Below are 13,787 nucleotides of genomic sequence, written 5' to 3'. Positions count from 1 at the left end.
CGTCTCGGCGTTTCTTCGCCCGCCGCAGCGATCAGGTGCGTTTCGCACGCAGACTGTTTCTCGGGCACGAATATCCGGCTGCGGCCGAAGTCAGGATCTCCTCATGTGGTCCTGTGGATCGCACGGCCTGCCGGACCCCGAGCTGGACCTGGCCGCGCATGCCCTGACCAACCCGACGTTCGGCACGCCAGGAAGGAACCCGGCATGAGCACCGACACTCCCATGGGAGCCGCCGACACCCGCGCCCAGGCCCGGGCACTGTCCGCGGCCGCTGCCATGGCAGGGCACGCCCCGTCGATTCACAACACCCAGCCATGGCGCTGGCGTCTCACCGGCAACGAACTGAACCTGCGCCTCGACCACAGCCGGGCACTCGACGTCACCGACCGCGACTCCCGGCTGGCCATCCTGAGCTGCGGCGCCGCCCTGCACCACGCCCTGGTCGGCCTCGCCGCCGATGGCTGGCACACCGACGTCGCGCGCATGCCGGACCCCGCGTACCCCGATCACCTCGCGCGGTTGAGTCTCGACCGGCGGATCCCGGTCAGTCTCGAGGCGCGGCGCCACCGGCAGACCATTGGGCTGCGCCACACCGACCGTCGGCCCACCGCGGCCGCTCCGGTGGACGCCGACAACCTGTACGCCGTCGTCGCGGCCGCCGAGTCCGCGGGCACAGGCCTGCACCTGCTGCACCCTGACCAGGTGTACGGTCTGGCCAGAGACGCTGACCAGGCCCAGCGCGCCGAGAACGAGGACATCGCCTGGCAGGCCGAACTCGCCTACTGGACCGGTGGCTCCCGGCCGCTGGGCAGCGGCATCCCGGACGCCGCCATCCCGGACCACACCACTCGGGCCACCGTGCCGGACCGCGACTTCGGCCATCACGGCGACCTACCCGTCACCGGCGCACCCGGGAACGCCGCCACGTTCGCGATCCTCTACGGCCCCGCCGACGACGAGGCCAACTGGCTCCGCACCGGCGAAGCACTGTCCGCGGCCTGGCTCACCGCCACCGAACTGGGCCTGTCGGTCCTGCCGCTGAGCGCCACCATCGAAGTGACTGTGACCCGGGAACGCATCCGGCTCCTGCTCGCCGGCCTCGGGCACCCGCACCTCGTGCTGCGCATCAGCGCCGGAGACCCGGCCGGCAGCGCCGCCGCGCGCGCTCCGCGACTCGCCGCCGCACAGGTCATCGAACGGGGATGGAACGGCCGCCACACGTGACCCCGGGCACGCCCGGCACCTTTACGCGCACGGTGAGGCGGGGGACACGGTCGCCCACACGACCTTGCCGCCGCGGGCCGGTATGGCGCCCCAGGCAGCGGCCACGGCATGGACCAGCCGGAGGCCTCGTCCCTGCTCGTCGAGCGGAATTCCGTCGCGGACGGAGACCGGCGCGGTGAGACGGGGATACCGGGTGTCGCCGTCACGAACGGCCAGGTGCAGCCGGGTGCCGTCCCCGGCAACGGTGGCCATGGCGTCGGTGCGAGCGTGTTCCACGGCGTTGGTGGCGAGTTCCGACATGATCAGTAGGGCGCCACGCGGCCCGCCCTTACCGCCGCCATCCAGAACGGCAAGCTCACCCCGTGCAGATCCCCCACGTCGTGCAGATCGATGATGATGGCAGTAGCCGGTCCGGCGAGACAGAGCCGCAGAGTGGTGGCCACCTGACCGCGGAGGGGGCTGTGACCAGCGGCCATGCACCGTCACTTCGACCACGGTGGCGCTCACGTCAGCCATGACGCCTACCGAGACACCACGACGATCGGTTCCGGCGGCGACCAGGTACGGAGGCTGGGCCGTACCTGTTCGAGGGTGGTCATCCTTTTGAAGACTTCACGGCAGCTCCAGGGCGCCCGGGGAGAACGGTGCGCTACCAAGGTCCGGAGCAGCGGACGGCGATGAAGTGACATCGCCGCTGGTTCAACGGTATATGAATGGGGCACACAGTGCCGGGCGCCGAGAATACAGGTGAGACCGCGCAGTTCGCGGATGCGATCCGGTGGCGGCGGACAGCTGCCTCGCCTCAGGGCATCGAAGCGTGGATCGTTGCTTGCCGCTACGAAGAACAGGAGGCCGAGGCATGGCGATGAGCCGGATCGTCCCCGGCCTCGGCAACTCGTCGCTACGGGCATCAACATCCGGGCGTACGGTGCTGACGGCTGCGATGGCGAACGCCCGTGCCCAGTCGACGTGCATGCCGGGTCCGGCGGGTCCGACCTGCTGTGCGCCGCCGATGGCGGGGTGCTGGAACCTCGGCCGGAGGGATGCGTAGGCTGTATAGATTCGTCCTTACTGCCCGGCCCGGCCAAGGGGCCCTGGCGTGGAGGTTACCGCCGTGTCGCATGGTGAGCCGCGTGGTCGGGCTGGCTTGGCGGGGTGTCGCCGGGTCGGTGGGCGCCGGGCGTCGGGTGGCCGCCGTGGGTGATCGCGTCGACATGATCCGCAACCTGATCGAGGATCAGCCGTTCCCGCCGGGCGGCGGGGTCGGGTTGCTGTTCCGGGTGTGTACCGCCGCCACGCACACGTTGGCGGCGTCGGGCGCCGGGATCAGCATGATGACCGAGACGGGAGCCCGGGGGGTCTACGCCGCGTCGGACCCGCTGACCGAGCGCATCGAGGAGCTGCAGTTCGTGCTCGGTGAGGGGCCGTGCTGGGATGCGTTCTCGTTGCGGCGCCCGGTGCTGGTGCCGGACCTCGGCGGTGTGTCGCCGGCGCGCTGGCCGATGTACATCCCGGCTGTCCAGGACAGCGGGATCCGGGCGGTCTTCTCGTTCCCGCTGCAGTTGGGTGCTGTGCGCCTCGGTGTGCTCGACGTCTTCCGCCGCCGGGCCGGGTCGCTGACCGGTGACGAACTCGCCGACGCGCTCGTCTTCGCGGAGGTGACCATGACGGCGTTGCTCGACCATCACGAGCAAGCAACGACGACGGGTTTCGGCGACGGTCTCGCCGACGCGGGGGAGCACCGTGCCGAGTTGTTCCAGGCCCAGGGGATGGTCATGGTGCAGCTGGGGGTTTCCATCGGTGAGGCCATGGCCCGGATGCGGGCGTACGCGTTCGCACATGGCCGCCACCTCGACGACGTGGCCCGCGACGTGGTCGCCCGCCGGCTGCATTTCGACCGGGACCGTCCATGACCGCATACGTGAACGCCGGCCAGGCCGGGAGGCAGGCATGATTACCGTATCCGTGCAGAAACTGGCGACGATCTTCGTCGAGATCGCCGACACGCTGGTCGACGAGTTCGACATGCTCGAGTACATGCACATGATCACCGAGCGGGTCGCCGACTTGACCGAAACGCCGGCCGTCGGCATGCTGCTCGCCGGCCACCGTGGGCGGCTGGAGTTCGTCGCCGGGTCGACCGAGAACGTCACTCTGGTGGAACTGTTCGTGGTGCAGAACGAGGAAGGCCCCTGTTTGGAGGCGTTCCACACCGGTGAGCCCGTCGTGAATGTGGATCTGGGCCACGCGGCCGGCCGGTGGCCCCGCTTCGCGCCGCTTGCCGTCGAGGCGGGGTTTCAGTCGGTGCACGCCTTTCCGATGCGGTTGCGCCGGGAGGTGATCGGGACGTTGAACGTCTTCGGTGACACCCCCGGCCGGGACTTCGGGGGCGATGACGTCACGGTCATGCAGGCCCTGGCCGACGCGGCCACCATCGGTCTGTTGCAGGAACGCGCCATCAGTCACGGTGAAACGCTCACCGAGCAACTGCAGGGGGCTTTGAACAGCCGGGTCATCATCGAACAGGCCAAGGGCGCGGTCGCACAGGCGCGTGGCATCAGCGTCGACGAGGCGTTCACCGTCATCCGCGGTTACGCCCGGAACCACAACCGCCGGCTGACCGAGGTCGCCAATGCCGTCGTCACGGACCCGCACAGCCTGCAACAACTCCTCGACACGTAACGGCCGGCATCGAGACGCCCGGCGAGGGCGCCGGTGTCAGCCGCCGGGGCGGGCGCGGACGGCGGCCCAGACGATCTTGCCGCCGCGGGTGGGTATGGCGCCCCAGGCGTCGGCGTCGGCGTGAACGACCCTGAGTCCCGTCCCGCGCCGGGTCACAAGGTCTGTCCTGGTCGAGGGCTGCGAGTGACGTGGCTGGGAAAGCCGGCTGACGCCGTCGTGTACCGCGAGGTGCATACCTCCACCGCGGTGGGACACGGTGACGCGGATGTCGGTGCCGGCGTGCTCGACGGCGTTGACGACGAGTTCGGATGCGGTGGGCAGGCATACCGCGAATGGCACCGGTGGTCGCAGGACGCTCGCGGCTCGGTGAGCGGCCAGCCACAGCGGCATGCTGGCAGCGTCGGGATCGCCGAGGTCGTACAGGTCGGCGATGACAGCCACCGGCGGCTCGGCCAGACATTTGGCGATCGCCGCGGACACGGTGGCGCCGAGGCGCCGCGACCAGCGGCCGTGCACGCCGATCTTCACCAGCGCGGTGTCGGGGTTCGAGCGTCACTATCGCCGGATACGGCCCGGCGAGCAGGGGACCGACCGGCGCCTCACCCGGCTGCGCCGGGCGCGGCGTCGGCTGTTGTCGCCCGAATCCCGTCGGGTGGGGGTGCGGGCCGGTCGGTGGGTAGCCGGACGGTGATGGTGGTGCCGGGTGGGTCGTCGTCGCTGGTGGCGGTGATCGTTCCGCCGTGCTGTTCGATGATGGTACGGGCCAGTGACAGCCCCAGCCCGGTGCCGGGGACGGCGTTCGTGAGGGCGCCCTGGGTGCGGAAGAATCGCTGGAAGAGCTGCTCGCGTTCGGCGGCGGGAATGACCTGGCCGGTGTTGGACACGGTGAGCTGGGTGGCGGGTCCGTCGGTGGTGACGGTGGCGATGATGCGGCTGCCGTCGTCGGCCCAGTCGACAGCGTTGGTGAGCAGTTCGTCGACGACTTGAGTGAGCCGGCGCGGGTCGCCCCACAGGATCGCCTCGTCGGGTCCGTCGATGTCGAAGGTGACGTCCTTGCCGGTGAAACGGGTGCGGAAAGCGGCGGCGGCGGCCCGCACGGTCGCGCTCAGGTCCATGCGCTGGGAGTCGATGGCGATGTCCCCGGACTGCATGCCGGCGATGTCGAGGAGCTTGTCGATGATCACCTGCAGGCGGCCGGTGTTGCGCCGTACCACCTGCAGCATCTCGACCCGATCGCCGGTGGGCAGGTCGGGATCGTCGACCATCATGGCGGCGTACGACAGAATGCTGGTCAGTGGCGTGCGAATCTCGTGCCCGACCAGGGCGATGTATTCGTCGCGACTGTGCTCGAGTTCGTCGCTCAGAGCGCTGCCACGGCGGCGTTCGAGGAACTGCCCGATGTGGGCGGCGATGCCGGCCATGACGGCGGTGCGGACATCGTCAGGGTGTTCGGTGTAGGTGCTGTAACAGGCCAGAACGCCCCGCGTGACCGATCCGATGGGCACCGGCACGGCCACCGCCGAGCGCAGCGGGCCCCAGCCGACGGCCTGTACGCGCGCGGCGGTGTCGGTGCTGAGGTCCGTGGCCCAGACCGTCTCGGAGGTCTGCCACGCGCGCCCGGGCATGCCCTGGCCATGGCCGAGCCGCTCGGGCAGGCCGGGCGGCAACAGTTTCCGTTCATCGGTCCACTGAAACCGCCGGAGCAGGACGGTGCCGACCTCGTCGATGGTCCAGAACTCGGTGGCCGCCCAGTCGAGCATGCGCCCGATCGTGCCGATGGTCTCCTGAAGGAGTTCGTCGGCAGGGCGGATCTCGGAGTCGGACAGCAGGCGCCGGATCGTCAGCTCGCAGTCCTTCAACACGGCGGCACTGTGCCGGTGGGTCACGTCCTGGAACGTGACCACGGCTCCCAGCGACCCGCCGTCGGCGTCGGTGACTGGCTCCGCGTCGGCGAGCAGCATCGAAGGCCGCTGCTGCGGCCGTTCCACCATGATCTCGGTGCCGTGCAGACGCTCGCCGGCCAAGGCCCGCATGAGGGGTCCCACCGCCGGGGGCAGCATGCCGGCGGGGGGCTGGACCAGTTTTTGCCGGGCCCACGCCCGCAGGTCGATGCCTTCGGGCAACTCGCCGTTGAGGTTCTGATTCGCCTGGTTGGAGAAGACCAACCGCCCCGCGGCGTCACAGGCGGCCACACCGATCTGCAAGCTGTGGAGCAGCGCTGCCAGCAGCCTCTGCGCCTCATCGGTCCGGGCGGCCGAGCATGGCCCGGCCACGAACGCCGTGCATGCCTGCGCCCCTTGATCCACCGCGGTGAGATGGTCGGGCCGCCACAGCCGTGGCCGATAGTCCAGCACCGCGCACACCCCGGCGACCGCGCCGTCGACGTCGCGGACCGGATAGCCCAGGTAAGCACGTTCACCCATCGCACGTGCCGACGCCTCCGTGGGCACCCGGGCATCAGCGGTGATGTCGCCGATCACCATGGGCCGCCCCTGCGCGATCACGAGCCCGGCCAGCGCCGACGACACGGGCACCGAGAGTGCGCTCGCCCACTGCGGCGGCAGGCCGTACGCGCCGACCAGCCGTAACTGCTCACCGTCCAGCAGGTGAACCATCGCGACGGGCGCCTGCGCGGACTGCGCCATCAACGTCATCAGATGATCGGCGGCGGCCTGCGGCGAACCCCCATGCCGCGAATCCATCCGGCCCGGCGCCGGGTGAACGTTGCCACCCGTACGACGTCGGCCCGGCTCATTCCTTCGTATCTCTGCAAAAGCCATGAGAGACCTCATCGATATCAGGGACAGCAAGCAGGGAGTCGCTGCCCGGGCGGCCAGACCGTGGTCGGTATCAGCCGGGCCGCACGTTGTCAGGCACGATCGATGATCTGTTCGACGGGCAGTCGGGGCGCGTGCGGTGCCAGGTCGGCAGCCGTGTCGGTGCGGCCGAGGCGCAGCAACAGATACGGGTGCCCGACGCTGGCGATCATCGCCCGCATCGCCTGACGGCTGGCGACAACCTCGATCGGTGCGCTGTACGGCAGAACGGTGGCACCGCGAGCAGTGGCGGTGAGCCAGCCGGCGGACAGCGCCTCACCGGCACGCAACCAGTCGATCGGGTCGTCGCCGCGGCCGTAGAGCATGACGAACACCGCCGCGGTGTCGTGTGCGGCGCCCACCGGCAGGTCACCGTGATGACCGAAATCGCGGCCCGGCACCGTGGTCTGTGTGACCCGGTCGGGGATCGCCGCGTCGGGAACCCCCGACCCGGACGGCCGGGTCCCGCCTGCCCACGCAGCGAGTTCCGCCCGCCAGGCGGGATCTTTGGCCTCGCTGCACTGCGCGTGGTCGACGGCGGCGGCCAGCTCGAGAATCTGATCGGGCCGCAGCGTGTGCGACTCCGTGTCCTGGGCTTGCACCGCTGCGACGACGGCGGTGATGTCCGCCGCGTCGAGCGGTGATCCGGCGACCGGACGCCGGTCGGTGTGCCGCAACGGAATGGTCCGGAGGTACTCCACCGACGCCGGGTCGGTAGGCGCCCGGCCGGTGACCCGGAGCCGGGCGAGCACGTCCGGGTCGCCGTCGCGCGGCATCCGGGTCACGATGGCGTCCCAGCCCTGCCCCCGCAACGCCACGTGCGCGTGGTGGAGGGCCGCGCCGCAGCTCAATGTCGCCAGGCGCGCTTCCGGGTCGGTGACCCGCATGATCCGCTCGGAGGCGAGGCGCAGTTCGAGCGTGTCGGCGGTGAGCCGCCACCGCCACGGCTGGGTGTTGCAGATCGACGGGGCGTACCCGCCGATGGCGGCCGCCTCCTCGAGGGCGTGAGCGCCGACCTGGGTGTCGGTCGGATGGGTCATGGCGTCACTGAACATCATGGAAGTCCTTCGTGAGCAGGTTCGACTCACCAGACGTCGCCCCGGCCGCGCCGCAGGACACTGACGGCCGTTCACGGCCGAAGTTCGTGGATCATCGCCTTCGCGTGGCACCACAGGTGAGTACGGGACGCCACCTCGGTTGAGGTGTCGGATGTCCGGTCGTACCCGCGGGGTCCAGGCGGCAGAGTCGCGTCAGCGGATGGCTCCGGCCGACGCTGTCACTCGTATGCGAATGTCACCGCAAGCTTACGCCGATTCGGAACGTGGCATACCGCGAAATCTCGGGCGGTGATAAATGAGCGCATGCTCAGTGAATGACGAATCCCATGGTTGTCGAACTCGGCCGAGCCGACATCGAGACGCTGGCGCGAGAGGCGTCGGCGGGTGACCAGGCAGCGCTGAACTCGCTTCTGATCGCGGTGGGGCCGGAGACGCTCCGGTTGTGCGGGCGATTCCTTCCGAACCGTGAGGACGCCGAGGAAGCGTGCCAGGACACGCTGTGGGCGGTGGCTTGTGGAATCGGGAAATTCCACGGCCGGTCCACCTTCCGCACCTGGTGGCACAGTCTCGCGGCCAATCGGGCCCGGTCGACCTACCAGGTGATCCGCCGTCGGCGCGGCGGCGAGGCGTCCGGCGCCCCGCTGCCGGACCAGGCCGACCCGCGGCGCACCAGCGTCGTGGCCGCCACTCGCGTCGACTTGCTCGAGGCCCTCGACGGACTGCCGCCGGACTATGCGGAGGCGGCCGCCCTGCGGGACGTGCTCGGTTTGAGCTACGGCGACATCGCCGAACTCCTCGACATCCCGGAGGGAACCGTGAAGTCCCGCATCCATGAGGCCCGCCGCCGGCTGCGCCTCAGCCTGAACCACCAATGAGGAAGACCTTGACAAAGCTGCGAACAAAAGGCGGTGCCGACGTGACTAACAGGGTGACAGTCCAAAAAATCGACGAAAGAGAGCCGACATGCGTCATCTCCAGTTCCGTCATATCGCGGCCGCCGGGGCGATCGCCGTGATGGCGACCGTGCCACTCGCCGCCTGCGGCGACCCGTCGGTGTCGCCACGGCCCCCGCAAGCCGCTGACAACGCGACGTCTGCCGCGCCGGGCCGGGTCCCGTCGGCCACGCCCAGCGCGCCGGCTCGGGCCCAGAACCCCGAGCCCGCTGCCGCGAGACAGCCGGCCGCGCCGGGGCCGGTGCGGACCAAGACCGTCAAACCGACCTCGACCAAGCCGACCTCGACCAAGCCGACCGGCACCTGCTACGGCGCCGTGCGGCACGACCTGGACCTGCGCAACACCGTGCTGGACCTGGTCAAGTCGATGTGCTTCCACACCGGTGGAGTCCTGCGGCTGCAGGGAATCGGGCCTGGTCTCGTCACCGCGACGCCCGGGTCCCTGGTCTCACAGAACTACGCGGGCGGCGTGGTCGACCTGCGGTTCGTCAGGCCGGGCACGGTCACCGTGACCATCCCGCAGGACGAGCGGACCTACACCATCACGGTCGTGGTCGTCCGCTAACCGGCGCGCACCCGTACTCCCGCGAGCAACGTGTCGACGAAGACCGACGCGTTGCCCGCAGGCGGTGCGACCTGGACGTACACCAATCCGGTTCCGCCCGGTGCGGTGCCCGCCGCCTCCACCAACCGGCCTCGCCGGTCGGCGCAGTCGAACCCGGCGATGACCCAGTCGATGCCGGCCTGCCGGCTGCGGCGCACCGGAGCCGGCGCGCAGCCGGCATGCGGAAGCTGAGCGATGACCGCGGCCGGCGTACGGTCGGCCGTGCCGTCGCGTGCCAGCCAGATGAACGCGCCCCGCACCGCCTCGTCGGTGCGCCACCGGGCCGGGTCAGGCGACACCAGCAGTGCCGGGTATCGCGGACCACCCGGTTGCCCGGGCCAGGCCCACCGGCCCGTCGTGGCCCGCCACCCGTCCGGGAGCCGGACGGCGATCCGGCCGGTCGCGTCCACCGCCACCCCCGGCTGCCGCGAGAAACGACCGCCCACCGCGTCGGACGTCAGCCCGGCAACCAGGGCAGCCGCCGCGAACCACATCGTCACCCGTGATGCGGCGCGGACCAGCGGCCTCGTCCGCGTCGCGGTCGTGGCCCGGTCCAGCGCCGCCGCCAGCGCCGCGGCGTCGGAGTATCGGTCGGCCGGTCGCGGTGCCGTCGCCGTCCGCAGCACGTCGGCAACCTTGCCCGGCACGCCTTCGCGAAGCCGCACCGGCTCACCCGGACGGCGGCGCACCGGTGCGCCCAAGAGCCGAACACCCAACTGCCCCAGACCGAAGACGTCGGTACGCCGATCGACGACCGCCAGCGGATCGTCCTGCTCCGGCGCCATGTAGCCGGGCGTCCCCGCCCGGGCGGTCAGGCCGGAGGCCGTCGCGAGCGCCTTGGCCAGCCCCAGATCGGCGATGACGACATGCTCGGCGTGTGGTCCCTGCCCGGTCCCGGCCGGCCGGGACCGGAACAGTACATTGCCGGGCGCCAGATCACGATGGACGATGCCGTGATCGTGCAGCACCGCGACACCCTCGCAGATCGCCCGCAGCAGCGGTCCGGCCTGCCGGACCGGAATCGGTCCCCGGGCCAGCCGATCGCGCAGACTACCGCCGTCGGCCCAGCCCATCACCGAGTACGGCCGGCCGTCGGGCAACTCCCCGAGCGCGTACACCGACACGATGCGATCGTCGTCCAGCCGCCAGAGCAACCGTGCCTCATCCAGGAACCGCTCCCGGATGCGCAGATCATGGCTCCAGTTCTCGGCCAGCACTTTGATGGCGACGTGGGCGTCGAGTGACGGGTCGTATCCCAGCCAGACGGTTGCGAAGGAACCGACACCGAGCAACCGTTCGATGCGGTACGACCCGATCCGGACCGGAGGGGTCACCACTGCCCGAGCATAGCCTCGCCGTCACGGCACCCGCGGTGAGCGTTCTCGATCCGCACCGCGCGGCTGTTCTCCGGACCGGACCACGACGCCACACAGATCAAGGTCCGGACCGGCGATGGCGTACCGCTGTCCCGGGTGTCTCACCCGGCGCCTGACGATGGTGCGGCCCACGCGGGGTTGGTGGAACGGTGATCCGCCGGGTCTGCTCGGCCGATGGCATGGACCGGCGGCGGGCGAGACGGCGATAGGTCCGGCCGAGTTCCAGCGCGATCCACTCCTTGCCCTCGCCGGCAACCGCCTCCAGGACTCGCAGTGCGCCGGAGACTCCGGAGCTCTCGCGGGCGAGGCCAGCCAGATCCTCCGGGGACTCCCGGAGCCGGTCGATCGTCTCCGCGCCGAAGTGGTCGACCAGCACACGAATCTTCGAGCCGTCGAACAGGGCCAGCTCAAGTGCCTCCCGCCGAACCACCTTGTCCCGCTGCACCGCTTCGGCGTCGTCGCTGAGCACCCGCGGCTGCCCGTCGTCGAAACGTACGCTGACCTCTTTCACCTTGGCGGTGACGATCGACCGGTACTGGAAGTTCTCGCGCTGCTCGCCGACGAACTTGCCGGAGGCGAACTCGAGCCGGGCCTGCACCTTGCGTACCCCGCCGCCGGTGAGCAGGAAGAGCAGCACCGTGTAGGCCGAGTGCCGGAACGGCCCACCGACGAAGCGGGCCCGGACGGTGCCCGGCGCCGCCTCGGTGAGTATGACGTGCGTGAAGACCTCCTGGCTGGTGAGCCGGCTCTCCACCATGGCGCCCCGTTTGAAGTACGCGAGATCGAGAGCGAGCCACTGTCCCATCTCGACGTCGGTGGGCCGGTCGGCGAGCCAGGCCACCCGGCGCTGGTGGGCGGTCTGCTCGGCTTCCCACCGGCGGTCGAACTCGGCGGTGTCGAGGGCGATCCGCCGGCGTTCGCCGTACAGCACCATGGCGCCGTGGCGGCCGACCCGGGCGGCGGCGTACAGCATGCCGGCGGTGAGCAGCAGCGCGAAGAACTGGCTGCCCAGCAGCGTCAGCACGGAGATCACGGCAGCTCCGACGAGCGCGGTGAGGCCGCCGAGGAAGGCCGGCGGAGCCATCGGGGCGGTCGCCCGGTCGTGGCGGAAATCGTCGAGGCCTCCTGCCTTCCAGCGCCGGGCGATGTCGTCGGCATGGTGGTTGACCAGCCAGGCGACGCTCGCGGCGGGCAGCCCGGAGAAGGCGTAGAGATCCACGAGGTCGCCGTGCAGCGCCGCCCGCAGACCCCACGTCTCGCGCCAGAACGCGTCCCGGCGATGGTCGGCGGGCTGCCGCTGGGAGAAGGCGGCGTCGATCATGGCGGTGACCGTCTCGGTGAAGCCCTCCTCCGGTGCGGAGTTCCCGGGACGTTCGATCGCGGAGCGTTCGCCACGAACCAGCTCGGCCTCCTTGGCGTCGCGGCGGCTGCGCAGGTAGGCGCGTTCCATCAGGTGCCGGCCCGCGTACCAGCCGCCGGTGCCGAGCAGCACCGGAACCAGGAGGACGGCAAGGACGCTCACCTCGGCCAGCGCGGCGAGCAACACCCAGAGGGCGAACAGCGCGATGCCCGCGGCTGCGGCGAGCGGTCGCCACGCGGTGCCGGGCGGAGTGGGCACGGGCACCTTGCGGACCGGTGGGGCCGGGTCCGGTTCGAAGAACTTCGGCACCCGGGTACGGCGATCGCCCGCCATCCGTGCGGCCCGGACGCGTTCGCTGTTGTGCTGCTCGGCGTCGTCCTCGAGGATGTGCGCCAGGAACTGATCGAGATGGCGTTCGATCTCCACTCGATCGTTCTCGGGAAGCTCCGCGTGACAGCGCATCGCCTCCGCACAGGACAGCGGGTTCGGTCGCCCGTCCGGCCCGATGTCGCTCAGCGCCCCGACGAAGCGCTGGATCACGGCAGTGCACCGCCAGAAGCGCCCGCTGGGTTGGTCCTCGGCCATCGCGAACGCGTGGTCCAGCGCCGCGAAGTCGTCGGCGTCGAGATCGGCCAGGCGCCGGCCGCTGAGCACGGCCAGCGTCCACCGGTACGCGACCTCGGCGGACCTCAGGCCACTCTCCATCACCGCTGTCCGGATCCGGCGGCGTGCCTCGTCCGGGAGGCCGCCGTGCAGATAGTTCACCGCTACCCGGAACTGTTCCTCCGGGGTGGCGTTCCCGGCCACCTGGTAGATGTGCGCGTCGCCGTGCAGCACGCCGATCTGGGTGTCGACGTACGCGTTCCCGTCGGTGATGAGGACCTGCCTCGCGTCGGCGTCCCACTCCGTCATGCGCCGATCCCTTCGAAGGTCGACAGGACCGTGGCCACTTGAGCGCCGAATCCGGCCACGCCGCTGAGTAGCCCGCTGAGCTTGCGCAGCGCTCGCCGGGCCTGTCCGCGCTGTTGTTCGTCGGTGGCCGGAAGGGCGGCCTCAGCGGCATCGAGTTCGTGCTGGGCGTCGGCCAGGGTCGCCGCGTCGATCTCGCCGCGGCGGTGTGCCTGGTTCAGCGTGTCTCTCAGCCGGTCGAGACCGCCCGCGAGGTCACCGGCAGCGGCGGCGTAAACGCCGGCGCCCTGGTGGAGACCACCACTCACCTGGCCGATCTGGTTGCCGACACTGGCGTTTCCGGTTGTGTTGAACTGCTGGTAAAAGGAGGTCATCATCTTCCTCGTCGCTGGCCGGTGCTCGGCGGGTCAGGCCTGTGACAGGGTTGCGGCCGGGACCGTGCCGGGGAAGCGCCGAGGGGAGGACAATCTCCGCGCACCCGTGCTCACCAGTGGTGATGTGCGTTGCAGATTTGCGACAGCATCCGTTCAGGTGTCAGCCGGAAGGGGCCGTCAGTGGCGCCGGCCCGAGCCGGGCGCCGAGGCGCGGGGACATCGACCCGGCCGGGTCGACGATCACCAAGAATTGATCAAAAGAAAGTGGGGGCCCGAATGGGCCCCCACTTCCCTAACCTATATCCAGCAACCGGGACTCGAACCCTATCCTCGAAGCACACGACGAACGCGGGCGACTCAGATCAGCACCAATGCTCTACTGGCTGTACGCCCATCCTACGCTTCCCGGGCCCATGCGTCATCGGCCGAAA

The 13,787-nt window shown here is 70.4% G+C and carries 13 protein-coding genes; 5 read left to right on the top strand and 8 right to left on the bottom strand.

Features of this window, described 5'->3' with window-relative positions:
- Positions 1–204 precede the first annotated feature (204 nt).
- A complete protein-coding gene (locus tag QLQ12_RS36675; RefSeq protein ID WP_282765448.1) occupies positions 205–1,224 on the top strand; it encodes an Acg family FMN-binding oxidoreductase in 1,020 nt (339 codons plus the stop codon).
- A gap of 21 nt (positions 1,225–1,245) precedes the next feature.
- Here the strand turns inward: QLQ12_RS36675 and QLQ12_RS36670 are convergent, their stop codons facing one another.
- Together QLQ12_RS36670 and QLQ12_RS36665 are read right to left on the bottom strand one after the other, a co-directional pair.
- Entirely contained in the window at positions 1,246–1,524 is a 279-nt protein-coding gene (locus tag QLQ12_RS36670; protein ID WP_282765447.1) for an ATP-binding protein, read from the bottom strand.
- Between the two features lie 2 nt (positions 1,525–1,526).
- Positions 1,527–1,700 carry a hypothetical protein gene (locus tag QLQ12_RS36665; protein WP_282765445.1) on the bottom strand — a complete coding sequence of 58 codons (174 nt, stop codon included), beginning with the start codon at positions 1,698–1,700 and terminating at the stop codon, positions 1,527–1,529.
- A gap of 657 nt (positions 1,701–2,357) precedes the next feature.
- Here QLQ12_RS36665 and QLQ12_RS36660 point away from each other — a divergent pair.
- The gene (locus QLQ12_RS36660) at positions 2,358–3,137 is read left to right on the top strand and encodes a GAF and ANTAR domain-containing protein (protein ID WP_282765443.1); all 780 of its coding nucleotides are present in this window, start codon (positions 2,358–2,360) and stop codon (positions 3,135–3,137) included.
- Positions 3,064–3,906: a GAF and ANTAR domain-containing protein gene (locus tag QLQ12_RS36655; RefSeq protein ID WP_282765441.1), complete on the top strand. Its 843-nt coding sequence runs from the start codon at positions 3,064–3,066 to the stop codon at positions 3,904–3,906. Before QLQ12_RS36660 ends, QLQ12_RS36655 begins: the two co-directional genes overlap by 74 nt.
- A 36-nt stretch (positions 3,907–3,942) precedes the next feature.
- Here QLQ12_RS36655 and QLQ12_RS36650 read toward each other — a convergent pair whose 3' ends face one another.
- The 3 genes from QLQ12_RS36650 to QLQ12_RS36640 all read right to left on the bottom strand — a co-directional run bounded on the left by QLQ12_RS36650 (position 3,943) and on the right by QLQ12_RS36640 (position 7,762).
- Complete coding sequence (locus tag QLQ12_RS36650) at positions 3,943–4,434, bottom strand: ATP-binding protein (RefSeq protein ID WP_282765439.1); 492 nt, start codon at positions 4,432–4,434, stop codon at positions 3,943–3,945.
- Between the two features lie 71 nt (positions 4,435–4,505).
- Positions 4,506–6,608: a sensor histidine kinase gene (locus QLQ12_RS36645; protein WP_282765437.1), complete on the bottom strand. Its 2,103-nt coding sequence runs from the start codon at positions 6,606–6,608 to the stop codon at positions 4,506–4,508.
- Positions 6,609–6,775: 167 nt separating this feature from the next.
- Positions 6,776–7,762, bottom strand: coding sequence for an Acg family FMN-binding oxidoreductase (locus QLQ12_RS36640; protein ID WP_282765435.1), 987 nt, complete (start codon positions 7,760–7,762; stop codon positions 6,776–6,778).
- A gap of 332 nt (positions 7,763–8,094) precedes the next feature.
- Here QLQ12_RS36640 and QLQ12_RS36635 point away from each other — a divergent pair, with 332 nt between their 5' ends.
- Together QLQ12_RS36635 and QLQ12_RS36630 are read left to right on the top strand one after the other, a co-directional pair.
- Entirely contained in the window at positions 8,095–8,655 is a 561-nt protein-coding gene (locus tag QLQ12_RS36635) for an RNA polymerase sigma factor (RefSeq protein ID WP_282765433.1), read from the top strand.
- 88 nt (positions 8,656–8,743) lie between these two features.
- The gene (locus QLQ12_RS36630) at positions 8,744–9,298 is read left to right on the top strand and encodes a hypothetical protein (protein WP_282765431.1); all 555 of its coding nucleotides are present in this window, start codon (positions 8,744–8,746) and stop codon (positions 9,296–9,298) included.
- On the opposite strand, the gene QLQ12_RS36625 is transcribed toward QLQ12_RS36630, so the two are convergent.
- The 3 genes from QLQ12_RS36625 to QLQ12_RS36615 form a co-directional block, all read right to left on the bottom strand.
- Entirely contained in the window at positions 9,295–10,674 is a 1,380-nt protein-coding gene (locus QLQ12_RS36625) for a serine/threonine-protein kinase (RefSeq protein WP_282765429.1), read from the bottom strand. The genes QLQ12_RS36630 and QLQ12_RS36625 overlap by 4 nt on opposite strands.
- Positions 10,675–10,771: 97 nt before the next feature.
- Positions 10,772–12,985 (bottom strand): hypothetical protein, encoded by a 2,214-nt coding sequence (locus QLQ12_RS36620; RefSeq protein WP_282765427.1) that lies wholly within the window; start codon positions 12,983–12,985, stop codon positions 10,772–10,774.
- A complete protein-coding gene (locus QLQ12_RS36615) occupies positions 12,982–13,359 on the bottom strand; it encodes a hypothetical protein (protein WP_282765425.1) in 378 nt (125 codons plus the stop codon). Before QLQ12_RS36615 ends, QLQ12_RS36620 begins: the two co-directional genes overlap by 4 nt.
- Positions 13,360–13,787: the final 428 nt, after the last annotated feature.

Source organism: Actinoplanes sandaracinus, from assembly GCF_030009775.1.
In the GTDB taxonomy this organism is placed as follows: Bacteria; Actinomycetota; Actinomycetes; order Mycobacteriales; family Micromonosporaceae; genus Actinoplanes; species Actinoplanes sandaracinus.
The sequence above is the reverse complement of the archived record's forward strand: the minus strand, read 5'-3'. Positions and strand labels throughout refer to the sequence as shown.

Bases quoted from the DNA above. Each gene is read 5' to 3' on its own strand.
- QLQ12_RS36675 (WP_282765448.1), top strand. From the start codon at position 205: ATGAGCACCGACACTCCCATGGGAGCCGCCGACACCCGCGCCCAGGCC.
- QLQ12_RS36670 (WP_282765447.1), bottom strand. From the start codon at position 1,524: ATGTCGGAACTCGCCACCAACGCCGTGGAACACGCTCGCACCGACGCC.
- QLQ12_RS36665 (WP_282765445.1), bottom strand. From the start codon at position 1,700: ATGGCCGCTGGTCACAGCCCCCTCCGCGGTCAGGTGGCCACCACTCTG.
- QLQ12_RS36655 (WP_282765441.1), top strand. From the start codon at position 3,064: ATGGCCGCCACCTCGACGACGTGGCCCGCGACGTGGTCGCCCGCCGGC.
- QLQ12_RS36645 (WP_282765437.1), bottom strand. From the start codon at position 6,608: ATGGATTCGCGGCATGGGGGTTCGCCGCAGGCCGCCGCCGATCATCTG.
- QLQ12_RS36640 (WP_282765435.1), bottom strand. From the start codon at position 7,762: ATGACCCATCCGACCGACACCCAGGTCGGCGCTCACGCCCTCGAGGAG.
- QLQ12_RS36635 (WP_282765433.1), top strand. From the start codon at position 8,095: ATGACGAATCCCATGGTTGTCGAACTCGGCCGAGCCGACATCGAGACG.
- QLQ12_RS36630 (WP_282765431.1), top strand. From the start codon at position 8,744: ATGCGTCATCTCCAGTTCCGTCATATCGCGGCCGCCGGGGCGATCGCC.
- QLQ12_RS36620 (WP_282765427.1), bottom strand. From the start codon at position 12,985: ATGACGGAGTGGGACGCCGACGCGAGGCAGGTCCTCATCACCGACGGG.
- QLQ12_RS36615 (WP_282765425.1), bottom strand. From the start codon at position 13,359: ATGATGACCTCCTTTTACCAGCAGTTCAACACAACCGGAAACGCCAGT.